The organism is Psychrobacter piscatorii (assembly GCF_001444505.1).
Taxonomy (GTDB): Bacteria; Pseudomonadota; Gammaproteobacteria; order Pseudomonadales; family Moraxellaceae; genus Psychrobacter; species Psychrobacter piscatorii_B.
In genome coordinates this window covers 17,263-32,590 of record NZ_LNDJ01000066.1, presented here as the reverse complement: position 1 = coordinate 32,590, position 15,328 = coordinate 17,263, and the positions used below count along the sequence as shown (strand labels likewise).

Annotated in this window: 14 protein-coding genes; 6 read left to right on the top strand and 8 right to left on the bottom strand. The window is 42.9% G+C overall.

Going from position 1 to position 15,328, the window contains the following annotated elements; translation table 11 throughout:
• Nucleotides 1-20: 20 nt before the first annotated feature.
• From AS194_RS06880 to AS194_RS13900, 4 genes are all read right to left on the bottom strand, one after another.
• The gene (locus tag AS194_RS06880) at nt 21-905 is read right to left on the bottom strand and encodes an alpha/beta fold hydrolase (RefSeq protein WP_058024773.1); all 885 of its coding nucleotides are present in this window, start codon (nt 903-905) and stop codon (nt 21-23) included.
• A gap of 154 nt (nt 906-1,059) precedes the next feature.
• On the bottom strand, nt 1,060-2,115 hold the full coding sequence (gene sppA, locus AS194_RS06875; protein WP_058024772.1) for a signal peptide peptidase SppA: 1,056 nt from the start codon (nt 2,113-2,115) through the stop codon (nt 1,060-1,062).
• Between the two features lie 196 nt (nt 2,116-2,311).
• On the bottom strand, nt 2,312-4,783 hold the full coding sequence (locus tag AS194_RS06870; RefSeq protein ID WP_227511598.1) for a ComEC/Rec2 family competence protein: 2,472 nt from the start codon (nt 4,781-4,783) through the stop codon (nt 2,312-2,314).
• Between the two features lie 3 nt (nt 4,784-4,786).
• A complete protein-coding gene (locus AS194_RS13900; RefSeq protein ID WP_227511597.1) occupies nt 4,787-5,278 on the bottom strand; it encodes a hypothetical protein in 492 nt (163 codons plus the stop codon).
• Nucleotides 5,279-5,576: 298 nt separating this feature from the next.
• On the opposite strand from AS194_RS13900, the gene AS194_RS06865 reads away from it, so the two are divergent.
• Nucleotides 5,577-6,152: a DUF2062 domain-containing protein gene (locus AS194_RS06865; protein ID WP_227511596.1), complete on the top strand. Its 576-nt coding sequence runs from the start codon at nt 5,577-5,579 to the stop codon at nt 6,150-6,152.
• A gap of 69 nt (nt 6,153-6,221) precedes the next feature.
• Here AS194_RS06865 and AS194_RS06860 read toward each other — a convergent pair whose 3' ends face one another.
• The 3 genes from AS194_RS06860 to AS194_RS06850 all read right to left on the bottom strand — a co-directional run bounded on the left by AS194_RS06860 (nt 6,222) and on the right by AS194_RS06850 (nt 8,656).
• Nucleotides 6,222-6,527, bottom strand: a complete 306-nt coding sequence (locus AS194_RS06860) for a hypothetical protein (protein WP_058024771.1) — start codon at nt 6,525-6,527, stop codon at nt 6,222-6,224.
• 168 nt (nt 6,528-6,695) lie between these two features.
• Entirely contained in the window at nt 6,696-7,376 is a 681-nt protein-coding gene (gene lolD / locus AS194_RS06855; protein WP_058024770.1) for a lipoprotein-releasing ABC transporter ATP-binding protein LolD, read from the bottom strand.
• 44 nt (nt 7,377-7,420) lie between these two features.
• Nucleotides 7,421-8,656 (bottom strand): lipoprotein-releasing ABC transporter permease subunit, encoded by a 1,236-nt coding sequence (locus AS194_RS06850; protein ID WP_058024769.1) that lies wholly within the window; start codon nt 8,654-8,656, stop codon nt 7,421-7,423.
• Between the two features lie 455 nt (nt 8,657-9,111).
• Between AS194_RS06850 and AS194_RS06845 the strand changes: the two genes are divergently transcribed.
• Nucleotides 9,112-10,086 (top strand): hypothetical protein, encoded by a 975-nt coding sequence (locus tag AS194_RS06845; protein WP_058024768.1) that lies wholly within the window; start codon nt 9,112-9,114, stop codon nt 10,084-10,086.
• A 133-nt stretch (nt 10,087-10,219) separates the two neighbouring features.
• Here the strand turns inward: AS194_RS06845 and AS194_RS06840 are convergent, their stop codons facing one another.
• The gene (locus tag AS194_RS06840; RefSeq protein ID WP_058024767.1) at nt 10,220-10,609 is read right to left on the bottom strand and encodes a hypothetical protein; all 390 of its coding nucleotides are present in this window, start codon (nt 10,607-10,609) and stop codon (nt 10,220-10,222) included.
• 850 nt (nt 10,610-11,459) lie between these two features.
• On the opposite strand from AS194_RS06840, the gene ccoN reads away from it, so the two are divergent.
• The 4 genes from ccoN to ccoP are packed head-to-tail and all read left to right on the top strand — an operon-like array spanning nt 11,460 to nt 14,913.
• Nucleotides 11,460-12,941, top strand: coding sequence for a cytochrome-c oxidase, cbb3-type subunit I (gene ccoN / locus AS194_RS06835; protein ID WP_058024766.1), 1,482 nt, complete (start codon nt 11,460-11,462; stop codon nt 12,939-12,941).
• A gap of 9 nt (nt 12,942-12,950) precedes the next feature.
• Nucleotides 12,951-13,589, top strand: coding sequence for a cytochrome-c oxidase, cbb3-type subunit II (gene ccoO / locus AS194_RS06830; RefSeq protein ID WP_058024765.1), 639 nt, complete (start codon nt 12,951-12,953; stop codon nt 13,587-13,589).
• Nucleotides 13,589-13,768 carry a CcoQ/FixQ family Cbb3-type cytochrome c oxidase assembly chaperone gene (locus AS194_RS06825; RefSeq protein ID WP_058024764.1) on the top strand — a complete coding sequence of 60 codons (180 nt, stop codon included), beginning with the start codon at nt 13,589-13,591 and terminating at the stop codon, nt 13,766-13,768. The genes ccoO and AS194_RS06825 overlap by 1 nt, the downstream gene beginning before the upstream one ends.
• On the top strand, nt 13,768-14,913 hold the full coding sequence (gene ccoP, locus AS194_RS06820) for a cytochrome-c oxidase, cbb3-type subunit III (RefSeq protein WP_058024763.1): 1,146 nt from the start codon (nt 13,768-13,770) through the stop codon (nt 14,911-14,913). The genes AS194_RS06825 and ccoP overlap by 1 nt, the downstream gene beginning before the upstream one ends.
• The last annotated feature ends 415 nt before the right edge of the window (nt 14,914-15,328 follow it).

The window sequence follows — 15,328 nt, the reverse complement described above, 5'->3', positions numbered from 1 at the left end:
TCTGTTTTATTTAGGATTGACTATAGTTGCCGCTTAATCAGTTCTAGTACCTGCTGCGATACAGACTCTGGGTGCTCAAGTGGGAACATATGCCCACCCTCATGAGTCTCATAAGGGATGCCCAAGCGCGACTTTATCTGTTGGGGAAACCGACGTTTTAAAAAGATACTGTCTTGACCGATAATCAAGGTAACAGGCACTTTGGGGCCGCGATTGGGCGTCAGCCAATACCAAGAAGGATTGGTACGGAACACTTCTACTTCATTAGCTTTAGGAATGGCCAGTGTCACTTTACCATCCGCGCGCTCATGCAAGCCATGATCGATATATCCTTGGAAGCTGCGCTCATCAAAGTTTTTGAAAAATCCTTTGTGCCGCATTTTTTCATACGCATCTGCTCGACTCTCCCACACATCACGGCGATGCTTAGAGATACCCGCTGGTGACAATTTGTCCATCAAACGCTTACTCGTGAGAGGCAATTTATCTACTGTCTTTGCCAAATGCCATAACAAGCTAACTTTGCCATAGATCCAAGGCGGATCCATAAGCACTACTTGAGCAAACAGCTTAGGCTCACGGTACACTGCTTGCAAGGTACACATGGCGCCAAGTGAATGACCCACGCCCACCACCTGAGTGACGCTATGCTTTTCGCAGGCGGTTTTTACGCTATCGATCACCTGCTGCGTCAGACTGCGCCAATGATTATCTACTGGATAATCGGGCGTATCACCCAACATGGCAATATATTCAATCGTAAAAAATGCGGACAATCCTGCAAAAAATGGCTCATACACAGCACTTGGCATCCCATTGGCATGGGCAAAATGTAGTACAGGCTTTTTTGTTATCTTGGAGACAGGTAGCGCAGCAAAGGTCTGCAAATTGATTTCATCACTCATAATAGGCTCTCGTGGGATGGTTTATATATTATTTTTAATAATTCAACTGTATTTCATATTAAGGTAGTTTTTAGCACTATATACAATTAAGGCTGAGCATAATTATATGCTCAGCCTCAACAATCATACACAGTATATCTAAAATATTAAACGCTTAACGCATTTTTGCATTACCTTCTTCTTGGGGCAAAAACCCATCAAGACTCATGCTAGAGCCAATGCCTGCACCCAATTGTACCGCAAAGCGATCCATAAACATTTGGAACGGATCGGTTGGGCTATAGCTGATGATCGTATCAAGATCCAATTGTTTACTGAGGCTTGTGATACTGCCCGTTTTGTCTGCCAAACCTAACTCGATAGATTGCTCACCGGTCCAAAACAGTCCTGAAAACAGTTTGTTTTGTTCAGGATTTTTCAAGCGATCACCGCGGCCTTCTTTGACGGCATTGATGAAATGCTTGTGCGTATTAGCAAGCACACCTTCGACATGTTTTTCTTCGTAGTCAGTCAATGGACGCGACAAACTCAAGATGTCTTTGTACTCACCCGCAGTGATAGTACGATCTTCTACGCCGACCTTGTCCATTAGGCCTTTGACATTGTAACTTGGCATAATGACACCGATAGAACCAACCAAGCTCGATGGATTGACATAGATCTCATCTGCGGCAGAGGCGATATAATAAGCACCTGAAGCACCAATATCACCGATAACAGCATAAAGCTTTTTATCTGGATATTCTTTACGCAGATCCATCATAGTCTGCCAAATTTCATCAGACTGTACCGGTGAGCCACCAGGTGAGTTAATGTCTAACGCCACCGCTTTAGAGTTACTATTTGCAAAAGCGTCTCTCAATGCCTCATTGACGTCGTAAGCGTTGGCCACGTCATCATTACTGATCACACCTTGCAGCTCAACCACTGCCAAATGCGGCGAGCTAGTATCAACGGCATCCATACCTGTTGGCGAACCACTACATCCGCGACCTATGGTCAAAAATATCAATAATATATAACCAAAGGTCAACAGTTTAAAGAAAATACTCCAGCGACGAGCACGGCGCTGCTCAACCACACTAGCTAATAAGGTGTTTTCCAGTACTTTCCACTCTTGTCCGCTCGGCGCGTTTGGTTGCTGCATTGGCGTTGGCTGATTTGCCGAATTATCAGGACGTTTGTTTGGGTCTGGTGGCCAGTTGGGCATATAACTTCCTAAGTCAGAAACAATCTAAAACAATAAAAAGATGATATTGGTAGATACGGCTAAAAATAAATATCTCCTCGCCGTGTCAATCATCGGTATTAATAGGCTGCTAAGTATGGTGGTATTTCGATAATGGTTCAATAGTATAACTGTGAAATATCACCATATTGTAACACTGCGAGTATAAGCAATATTTTTAAGGACTCATCGCTTCTGCGTCAACACCGTTGTTTATTATATTCAGCGATAAAGACGCTTCTAAAGGTTTGTCATCGTAGGTGATAATATCATTGATGCTTTGACGACTTATGACGTCAGTTGTCATCTGTGATGCACTATGACCAAGCCATGTGATATTTTTAAACCTCATACTGTCGTTATTCGAATCAGCTGAACATAATAATGACCACATCTGCCAAACGCGTGGATGGGTGTCAGTATCTAAAACAAGCCGTGATAGAGAATATTTTTTGTGATCCGTATCTAACTGGTTATCTGCTATTTTCGTTTGAGAGTTTACAGATAATGACTTTAGCGGATCGGCTGCGTTGTATCTTAGAACTTGTATAGATACGCTGCTATCAATCGCAATTGTACAGTCCCACACGCTAGTATCACCTATCTCGCTCCAGCCTGTCATTGCTTGGATGGATAAATCACCACTAGCCACCTGCCATGTTTTGCCTTGCTCGCAACCTTGCGCACTGATATTCGTCTTACCTTTAGACTGAGCTGCTATTTTAGATGCTTGCTGGAATGCAGACCAACGCTCGGAGCGTCCCGCTTGCCAATATTGACTGACAGGTAGCTGCTGATTTAACTGCGCAACTGCCAGCGGTAATAACTCAGAATTTTTGGCGCTAACGACCATATTTTGCTCACTGGCATTCAACGTGTCAGTCAGTACGGTGCTACTGCTCTGCACTATGATGCCTTCTAGTTTATCGACTGACAAACTGCCCAGTTGCTGCTCTAAAGATACAGATAGTTTATCCGCTGTGAGATTGCTTGGCATGGTCCGTGTTGCGGTTGGTCTATGATCAGCCAAAAACAGCCAGCTGGTATTGTCTTTCGCAAGTGAGGATCCATCCTTACTGTTACTAACGCTTTGATTATGTAAAGGGAATTGTAGCAAGGCTGCACTGATATATGCATCACCCGTTGGCAAAATATATAACGTCGGCATTGTTATCATTGACTGCTGATTGGCATACACCGTCATCATTAACAGCGTCAGTGGAGGCAGTGCCAACCAGCGACTGAGCAGCCCTCTTGGCAAAAGCCAAGGTACTATACTTAACAACACCATGAGCAATATCGCCATATTCACTGGTGTATAAAGCCATGCGTCTGTTAATGCTGGTAATGATGTCAGCCAACCAATCAACTCATGTAGATTGCCGACGATGGCACTGACTAAAGACCAAATGCTGTCAGCTATCGTGGGTGATAACAGGTAAAAAAGCCCTGCTAACAGATTGAGCGGTACAATCACCCACCCAAACAGCCCAATGGCAAATAAATTGACAATAAGTCCCCATAACGATGCCTTTCCAAATAAGAGCAGCGTGATAGGCAATAAAGTCAAAAATAGCCAGAATTGTAACTTGAATATACGCTGAGCAATTTGCAATGCACGGCGAAATAAAACATTGCTTATATAAGCACGCCCGTTATCATCATTGTATGGTAGCGGCGCAGTGGCTGTATTGCGCTGATATGAGGTGCCTTCATACTTGAGTAGTAGCGCTACTGCGATAAAAGATAGCCAATATCCTGCCTGCCACAATACATACGGATCTTGCCATGCCATCAAGACAGCTAATGCTAACAACACACGCATGGTACTGATAGGTAGCAATGTCAATCTTACCAAGCCTATAGCCAGTAGCATCCACGCCGTACGTGCAGCAGGCACATCAAAACCTGTAAATAGTGCATAGATAAAAGCAGCACCAATCATTACCCACCAACGCACTTGCCAGCGCGGCATATAGCGATAAACCACTGGGCACAGTCGATTGAATAGCAACACAACGGCGCCGCCCAATACAATGGCTAAAAACAGTACATGTGTCCCTGATATTGCAAGCAAATGCGAGATACCCGCCAGTTGATATAGATCCTTGGTGTCGCGATTGATCAAGCTACGGTCACCTGTGAGCAAACTCAATGTGACAGCTCTGGCCTGCTGCTCTGCTGTGGTTTGTGCAGGCCAATCTCTATAGAAATGATCTCTTAATTGCCAACGTCCTATATCAATACGAGTACGAAATCGCTTGAAATAAGAGTCAGACGTCGATGCTTGTTGTAAAGCTTCATCGTTATTGCTTTTGCTGACAGTCAACGGACTAACCGCCAGTATATTTGCCACACCATCAATGTGTCGACCTCGCAACCAGCGATAACTATCAAAACCAGACGGGTTGCTTATTGCTTGCTTGGAGGTAGACAATGGTACCAATGCCAAGCTCATAAATAGCTCATCGCCTGGTTGCAAATCATTTAAATTTGAGAACGAATCATTATTTGATGTGTTCTTTGGATAGGCATTGAGCAATACTCGGTATTCAATACTATTATTGAGGTTTTTGTCAGAGCTTTCATTATAGCTTTTACTTAGGCTATTATTTTCTTCCTTCGAATAATCACTTGTACTATTTGCCAAATCTTAAGGAGTCAACTCAGCGACTAATGGCATTAAATGTGTGACCACTGCTACTTGTCGATAGCCGCTATCTGTACTGGCGTCATATACACTGTCACTTATCCCTTCGATACGAACGAGTGCTTGTACACGTATAGAGTCAGTGATTTTGGTCGTTTCGGCTTGCTGATGTGCAACTAGCGCTTGTAGCGCGCTACCCACGACCAACCCAACGGCTAATAGACCAAATAAGAAGTATTTGCTAAAAAGTGACAATTTAACATCATTAGGTGAGCTGACAGAACGCGTTTTATTGGTACTTTGAGTATTTACTGAAGGGCTATTAAGTTGAGTAGCACTAAGCAGAATAATAGCAAATATGACAAGCAACCAAAGCAAACCTGTGGCGCTGACCACATTCAATAAAGGCATGTCGATCGGCATCGCCACATTATCTGCAACTGCCAACACACCCATCATAGCAATAATTACTAGGCTACCAACTAACCAATACACCCGCACTCCTTGCTTGATGAGCAAAATATTATAATGCAGCTAACGCCAGTTATTGATGATAATAAGGCGCCAGAGCAGCCATTTTTATCGACATTTTAGAAGCGACTGAAGCATCATATCTGTGAGGCAATAGCATTTATATTTATATTACCCTATACTGATGAGGCATATTAAAATGATGGCTTTCTACCATCACCACTCTATGTATTCTCATCGGTATTTTTTATCCATAATATTACTTTATACCAGCCCATCAATACAATTGAGCGGACTGTCGTTAACGATTAAAGGCGATACTGTGCCCCACAAACGTCTAAAAGACCTGCTTCCTACACCGGAAAAAATCCTAGAAAGTCGCACCCTAAAACTGTTCGCCCCGCATTTGGCAGATCCTCGGTTATGGCACTTCAACCGCCATAGCTTAAATAAAGCAGTCTATATTGGCGTGCTTAGCGCATTTTTTCCACTGCCAGGACAGATGTTGCTGGCTTTGATTGGCTCACTTATTTTTCGAGCCAATGTACCTATGGCTCTCGGTCTAACGTGGATTACCAATCCAGTCACCAGCTTGCCTATCTTTTATGCTGGGTATTATATCGGTGCAAAAATCATTGATGCACCAGTGATCAGTTTGCGCTTTATCGGCAGAATGATTGCTGATTTTAGCTTATGGGCATTATCAGATGGCGCCAACCCTTTTATTACTTATAAGGGCACTGTATCGCTTACAGCATTTTGTATAGGGCTAACGATTTTAGCGGTTATAACCAGCATCGTTTGTGGACTTGCTTTTAAAGCGATTTGGCGTTACAAGACGGTCGTGAGTTGGCAAAAACGTCAGCAAAAACCTGATGATAAATCGCCTAAATATTAATACCGTTTAACATCATTAAACGGTATTAATATTAAACAGTATCAACGTCAGCGTCTTAAGCAAGAGCTATCACTCTTCTTTGGTTCTTTCTATGGCATCTATAAGCTTATCCGTAAAATCTTTATCCATAGAGACGATCTCAATAACCTCGTCGTTTTTACAGAGCGTATAACGCTTACCTGTCGCGCTGTCTTGAACCTTTAAATCATAGTCAACCCCAGCCAAAGTGATCGCATCAAACACGGGTGTGATAAGATCCTTTTGTTCTTGTCTATCGATGGTGTCAAACAAGGTTGGATCGATATAAGGCTTTAACGGCTCATCGCCTTCTTCAGCACTGCCAAAAGCGGCGATTGGATTGTCATCTTTGTTCATTATTCGGAGTCCTATAAAATAGATATAGCAGCTAGTTAATCAAGCTTTTATATCTTTTGCTATGAGATATTTACTTGATAATACAACAATATATTTCGTTAGGACAACCCTTATAAGTGCCAATTCATGACACTTATATTCATCTGAAAATCTCAACATATATAGACGTTAATACTGTTCCCAATGACCATTACGTAGCAATAATTGACGATCAGCAAGAGCCGCCAAGTTGCGATCATGTGTCACCATCAAAAGTGCTGTTTGCATAGTGCTTTGTAGCTCTGATAGCAATCCAAAGACACTTTGCGCATTGTCATAATCCAAGTTACCAGTTGGCTCATCCGCCAAGATAAGCGAAGGCTTGGTAACTAGTGCGCGCGCAATCGCCACACGCTGACGCTCACCACCTGACAGCTCACCCGGTCTGTGCATCAACCGATGATCTAGACCGACGTTTTCGAGAATCTCAATCGCTTGCTTGCGAGCGTCAGTCGTTGATACTTCTGGACGCATCAGTAAAGGCATCGCAACATTCTCGACTGCGGTAAACTCTGCTAGCAAATGGTGAAACTGATAAATAAAACCCAAATGCTTGTTGCGCATCGCGCCGCGTTCGGTCTCATTCATGCTATTTAATAACTGACCATGTAACCAGACTTCACCACTCGTGGGCGTGTCTAGACCACCAAGCAAATGTAGCAAGGTACTTTTTCCTGAACCACTGGTCCCGACAATAGCAATGCGCTCACCAGCATGAACTGTCAGATCGAGGCCCGTCAATACTTGCGTACTAACGGCTCCCTCATCATATATTTTATTGATATTGGTCGCCTTTAAAATGGCAGACATAGCGCTTCCTTTATTTTATTTATGTCGATATTTATGCGATTGAATTACTCATAACGTAGTGTCTGGGCAGGCTGAATTTTAGCCGCTCGGCGTGCTGGATAAATCGTTGCCAAAAAGCTCAATATAAATGAGGCACCTGTAATGAATACCACGTCGAGTAAACGCAACTCTGACGGCAAATAATTCACAAAATAAGCATCAAACAGATTCAAATTAAAGACTTGATTAATAAAGCCTAAAATATCACTGACGGTGAGTGCGAATATCACACCCAATATCGTACCAGCAACGGTACCGATCACACCGATGACCACGCCTTGTACCATAAAGACTTGGGTAATCAAACGAGGAGACGCACCAAAGGTTTTTAGAATGGCAATATCTGCTTTTTTGTCAGTGACGAGCATCACAAGACTTGAGACAATGTTGAAAGCGGCAACTAAGATGATTAAAAATAGTAGCAAACCAACCATGGCTTTTTCCATCTGAATTGCACCAAATAGATTGCCGTGCGTCTGCGTCCAATCATTGGGGAACAACTGCTGAGGAGAAATAGCAGCGGCTTTTTCTGCGGCAATCGGCGCAGTAAAGATATCATTGAGCTTCATACGCACGCCTTGCGCGCCCTCTGGTAGACGCAGCAGTTTTGCGGCATCACCCATCGGGATGAACGCCATCAGACTGTCTACCTCTGGGCTGATGGTAAAAATACCTGTCAAAGTAAAGCGCTTAAATCGTGGTATCACACCGGCTGGCGATGGCGATGCTTCTGGTAGCACCAAAGTCACTTTGTCCCCTAGCTGCAAGCCCAGAGACTGAACCATCTCTTCACCTAATACAATGCTAAAGTCACCACTTTGCAAGGTATCAATACTGCCCTCGACCATATGATCATTAATGATAGAGACGTTTTTTTCGTATTCAGGCTCGACGCCAGTCACCATAATCCCGGCGACCTGACCGTTTGATGTCAACATCCCTTGCAATTGGATAAAGGGGGCGACAGCTGATACTTCTGGATCTTCTTTAATCTTATCAGCGAGCTGCTCCCAATCACCAATAATCTCAGTTGAGACCACGGTGGCTTGCGGCACCATGCCCAAAATACGGGTTTTTAATTCTCGATCAAAACCATTCATGACTGATAGCACCGTAATCAATACGGCAACCCCAAGCGTCAGACCAATCATTGAGATGAGTGATATAAAGGAGATAAAGCCATTACTGCGCTCTGCTCGGGTGTATCGTAAGCCGATAAATAACGCTAAAGGACGAAACATATTCAAACTCTTTATCTTATCTACGTGCGACTTTATATAGGCTACAAAACGAGCAGTGGCAAATGCATCATAAACTGACATTTGCCATACTCACATATAAATCGAACACAAAAACAGGGTTTCAGACGAGCCGAGGACAGCCGTCAAAAGGGAGCTAGTTTGACACAATTTAGCCAATATGTGCCAGTCATTAGCCGATACTGAGAGTATTTTTTACCAAAAAACTGGGTTTTGTTATTATTTTTTATAGAGGCCTTGCTATTAGATATGTCAATACCTATATATTATATGCTAAAGACAATTGTCATTAACCCTCATTGTGGTTTGTTCACTTTTTGCTGGTAATGTCGCTGACATCATAAACCAGTTATTTGAAATACTGAATGGTACGTAAGTAACCGTCGCACTACAGTATTAGACACAAACCCCACGCTGACTTAATTTTGAGTATTTTCATGACCATAAATTATCAATATAAAAACATTCAAACTCCTACCAAGATCACACTGACCGATGAGCAGTCTGCAGGTCATAGCGATCATTGGCGTATTTTCACCGATGATATGAGCAATGATGTGCCAGAGTGGCTACAAAAAATGATCGAAGTGGCGGCAATGCCTAAAGGCCTGAACAACAACGTTAGTGCAAAAGACAGCTGTTTGTTGTTATCAGAAGACAAGCCATGCCATATCAATCAAGTACTCGCAATGAAAGACGGTAAGCCTGAGCGATTCATCAATGCTTATCCTTGTGTTGATAGTCCTTATGGGCTTGACTGTAAAATCGAGCGCGTCATCGCCAATGACAACTCTCATGATGCAGTGCTACGCTTGCGTACCGCCGATGGCAGCATTATTTATGCTTTTGATCAGCTCTATACGACCAATCGTCATTTGTATCAGCGCGATACGTCTTATTTCGTTAACTTTAGCGCATGGGCGCACGAGATTAAGCTCAGTGAGCAAAACGAAGTCATCATGGTAGAAGACCAAGAATCTATCCGCTATCATCGTGCGTTTAACGATATCGTCGCGGCTAATGACGGAAAAATTCCAGACGATCTGCAAGCGCAAATCAGTGAATGGAAACCTGAAACCGAAGAACAAATGGCACCGGTCGAAATCAACTTAGGACACATGTGTGCTTATTTATTTGGCGATACTTTAGGGCAAGAAGACGAAGCTTGGTGTCAAGGTCAAGTGCTTGGCAAACAAGAAACGATATTTAACGATAAATCTGTCATTTTGTTTGATGTAGTGACATTGCGTGAGCAGGACGCAGATCCCTTTGTGGTACGTATTGGTGCGCTTAATACGCCAGAGACCGCCAGCATTAAAGTGCATGACTATGTGCAAGCGAATGTCTGGTTGCAGGCAGCGATATATAAAGAAAATCAGACAAGTGCAGCACAGCATTCAAAAGCCAGCTAGTTATTGAATATAACAGCCTACTGTATTATGTGTTATTCTTAGTTTTTTACACAATAAAAAGCCTCTAATATGAATTAGGGGCTTTTTTACAACTTACTATTGCTTATGATCTAAAAATCTTCGATAAAAACGATTAAACCATAGTCGTCATTGATTTGATACGCTTGTACAACTCTTTTTGCTCAGCGCTTGGACGAGCAGTCTGTACTGCCATCAATTGTGACATATCCCCTTCAACGCGAATTTTACCGCTCATGAAAGCACCCATAATTTGATTGGTGTCAAAATCAGTGATGATAGACTGTAGAATGCTACGATCTAATAATAAAGTCGTCGTGCCGTTACTATTTAGACCACGATGTAATAAACCATCGGCAAAGTTGGCTTCGATGTCTTTGTCAGTATCAGATACTTTTAGGTTAACGATCATGTTAGCAAGCGCTGGTGGTAGGTTTAACTCACCTGCTTCGTTGCCCATTTTTTCTACTTGCTCAAACCATTCATCTGTCAAAAAAACTGCCATATTATATTATCCTTAATTGATATTCTGTCAGACCAATATCCCTTGAGGCACTCTTGGCCTAACTATTAGAATTATGAAAATGATTGCTATCAATAGACCTATGCAATACATAGCCATTAATGACGTTCAGCCTCATTATAAAGGGCGACTTGATAAGAAGTAAAACCTATTTATCGGCTCAGCAATGTTATTGTTACAAAACTTCTTTGCAGGTCTACGCTTATGTTTAGCGAGCGCCTCCCCTATTCAATCAAGATGAGCATCTAGAATAGTGACAAAATTGTGTATAAAATAGAGGAGTAGCACAGCAATAATAAGTTGCTCTCTAACATTTATACCAAAGAGTTTGTATTTTGGCGCATAGTTCTGATGATATTTAATTAGGATTGCGTTACAATACCCTTAAACAGAGTCGGGAGTTTTAACCAAACATTACATAATCGTGTTTTTTGTCAGCCGCCGCTAGCATACATCTATGGTCAATGCGTTTTAATAGCCCTATAGATATGGGTATCTATCTTCATTAGTACAGATTTTTTCGTAATAATTAAGATACATATTTAGCCTTATGAGATGTTTGATGCTCAAAACGGCGCGTCTTCTTATTTACCTTGATGATGTATTAACAATCCTACTATCGATTGGCTGTAAACAAGGTGCACGAAGCGCCTCATTTTATCCATCAGTATCAACTGACATAAAATCAAAGCCTAAATTGATAGTTAATAAGATTATGAGGATAAGCAGGACAAAGAGCATTATGTACCGCCGCTATCATGACTTTATGATACATATAGCGCGGACTGTTGGTTAATTCTGTTGATAATTCGGGCTGTAAAGGAATCATCCAATGAGTTTACAAAACACAGCAGTCGCCCCAGTTGACCGTGAGTATGAAATTACTGTCGTAAGATTTTTTACGATCATGGCTGTCGTTTGGGGCATCGTCGGCATGAGTCTTGGTGTGTTCATTGCTTCACAGTTAGCATGGCCAGCACTCAACTTTGACATTCCATGGCTGACCTTTAGTCGTTTAAGACCGCTACATACCAATGCGGTCATTTTTGCGTTCGGTGGCTCTGCCCTGTTCGCAACGTCTTACTACATCGTTCAGCGTACCTGTAAGACGCGTTTATTTGCGCCGTACTTAGCTTGGTTTACCTTTTGGGGTTGGCAAGCGGTTATCGTATCCGCCGTTATTACCCTTCCTCTAGGTTTGACCTCAACTAAAGAATACGCTGAGCTTGAGTGGCCGATCGATATCCTAATTGCCTTGGTATGGATCTCTTATGCCATTGTATTTTTTGGTACACTCATCAAACGCAAAACCTCACATATCTATGTGGCTAACTGGTTCTTTGCCGCTTTCATCATTACGATTGCATTACTACACATCGTAAACAGCATGGCGATTCCAGTTAGCGCGTTCAAATCTTATTCGCTATTTGGCGGTGCAACTGATGCGATGGTGCAGTGGTGGTACGGGCATAATGCGGTAGGTTTTTACTTAACGGCAGCCTTCCTTGGCATGATGTATTACTTCGTTCCAGTACAGATTGGTCGTCCTATCTATTCTTATCGTTTGTCTATCGTTCACTTTTGGGCATTGATTGCTTCATATATGTGGGCCGGTGGTCACCATTTGCATTATTCAGCGCTTCCTGATTGGACGCAGTCTCTTGCTATGGTCTTCTCAATCATCCTGTTTGCACCATCTTGGGGTGGTATGATTAACGGTGTACTAACGCTATCAGGTAGTTGGGATAAGCTGCGTACCGATCCAATCATTCGCTTTATGATTGTTGCATTGTCGTTCTACGCGATGTCGACGTTCGAAGGCCCAATGATGTCTATCAAAACAGTGAATGCGCTATCACATAATACTGATTGGACAGTTGGTCACGTACACTCAGGCGCACTTGGCTGGGTTGGTATGATTACCATTGGTTCGCTATACGTACTGCTACCACGTATTTATAACAAACCGAAGATGTACTCTATCAGCTTAATCACCACGCATTTTTGGCTTGCGACTGCAGGAACGATTTTCTATATCGTGTCTATGTGGATCTCAGGTATTGGCCAAGGCATGATGTGGCTGGCTACTAACCCAGACGGTACTTTGGTATATAGCTTCGTTGATACTGTTGAATTCTCGCATTTCCCATATATTGGCCGTGCATTTGGTGGCTTCTTATATGTATCGGGTATGTTTGTAATGGCTTATAACTGCTATAAAACACTCAAAATGCCAGAAGGTAAGCCTGTAGATGTCGCTGATCCAACGGATCATGAACCTAGTGTCGAAAAACCTTCGACAGCTAACGTATAAGGAGCGATCATGGCTGGTTCACCGCATGAAATTATTGAAAAAAATACAGGCTTGTTAGTCATTGGTATCGTTATTGCTATCAGTTTTGCAACGCTAGTTGAAATCGTGCCTTTGATTTATAACAACGACAGTCCTGAGGAAGGCGGTTTGAACAAGCCTCTTCCCGCTATGGAGCCTTGGACTGCGCTTGAATTTGAAGGTCGTGATATTTATATCCGTGAAGGATGTCACGTTTGTCATACGCAAATGGTTCGCCCACTACGTGCAGAAGTTGAACGTTATGGACCATACTCACGTGCCGCTGAGTCGACGTGGGATCACCCGTTTTTATGGGGATCGAAACGTACTGGACCAGACTTAGCACGTGTTGGTGGCCGTTATTCTGAAGATTGGCAAAAGCAGCATCTAATCAATCCACGTTCGCTAGTGCCTGAGTCAGTCATGCCAGGTTTCCCGTGGTTGGCCGAGAACGAAGTCGATGGTGAGAACATTCAAGCTAAAATGCGTCTATTCCGTGATCGCTTCGGTGTGCCTTATACTGAAGAAGATATCGAAGGTGCTCCAGATGCCGTACTTGGCGCCACTGAGCTTGATGCTTTGGTTGCCTATCTACAGCAGTTAGGTACCGCAATGGAAGGACAGCGCTAATGGGTATTGGTGAATTACAAACAATTGCGACCGTTTCTGCCTTTATTGCCTTCGTAGGCGTTGCATGGTGGGCGTATTCGCCAAAAAACAAAAAACGCTTCGAAGAAGATGCACAACTTGCGCTTGATGACGAGGATATTAGATCTCTGTCTGAAGAGCAGCGCAATAAGGATAAATGATGACATTTTTTTGGAGTTCTTGGATTACGCTAATCAGTTTTGGTTGTTGGGCGTTCATTCTTGGCGTTCTGCTGTTTGTATTGAAATACAAGCCAGAGGTTGAAGAAGACGGTACCACTGGTCATGAATACGATGGTATCCGAGAATACGATAAACCACTCCCTAAATGGTGGTTAGTGATATTTTTTGGCTCAATCGTCTGGGGCGTGGTTTACTGGGTGTTTTTCCCAGCCATGCTTCCGGGAAACTGGAACGGTCTTGCAACCGTAAAAGTCGATGGTGAAGATGTACCATGGACTTCTAAAAACGAGCTGTTCAGTGAGCTTGAGAGCAACAACAAAGTATTTACAGATAACTTTGAAAAGAATATTTTGGTTAAAGCAGATGCAGCAGGCGCAACCGCGACACTAGCGACGCTAAACGAGCTACAAGCGACCATGCGTCGCAGTGACAATCCACCAGCGGATCTACAGGCACAAATCGATGAGAAGGTCACAGAGCTTGCGCCTTATGTCGAAAAACTGTCTGAAAATCCAAATGCTTTAAAAGTTGGTAGCCGTTTGTTCTTACAGAACTGTGCAGTATGCCATGGCTCGAATGCTAAGGGTGCTCCAGGCTATCCTAATCTGACTGACAATGATTGGTTGTATGGTGGTAAAGCCGGTAACATCTTGACCACGCTACACAATGGTCGTGTTGGTGGTATGGCAGCATGGCGTGATCAGCTTGGTGAAGACGGCATACGTGCGGTCGCTGAATATGTCTTATCACTATCAGGCAACCAAAATGATTATGATCTTGATCAAACGAAAGTTGCTCAAGGTAAAGTTATTTTTCATGAGCCGACCAACTGCGTTCTTTGTCATGGACCAGATGGTAAAGGTATGATTTCAGCTGGCGCACCGAATTTGACGGATAATATCTGGTTATATGGTGGTGATCGCGAGACCATTCGTGAAACGCTACGTTATGGCCGCGCAGGTGTAATGCCTCAGTGGGAAACGAAGCTAGGTAATGAGCGTATCATGCTACTTGCCGCTTACGTCTACTCACTATCGGACAAAACTGGCAAAGCACCTGAAACTGCGATGGCAAATACTGCAGCGACTCAGCCAGTAGCGACCAAAGAAGCTACTGCTAACTAAAACGCTGTTACTGTATTTTATATGGACGAGATTTAATAAAGGGAGGACTGTTAGTACAGTTCTCCTTTTTTCGTTTATTTTTGCAGAATTTACCTAATAGTCGCTATCACAGATACTTCTCAGTAGACATTATTATGATCTATAGTGCTTGCTTTTTACGATTATTACCCCATTGTTAGTAGGGGGAATGTTAGAATAGCTGTTTTCAAAATAGCTAACGAGCCAGACTGATGATGTCTTAGCTCGATCTAATAACCCACTTATAATCAATTATTTAGTAAGTGTACTAGAGGACTTTTATTCAAGTCACTATCCATTATTTACTGACATTGATAACATCGTACACTCATATACCTCAATACGAGAGGTGTTTGTTCATCATGCCAGCAGACTGATTCTTTTTTTAAAGAGGCAC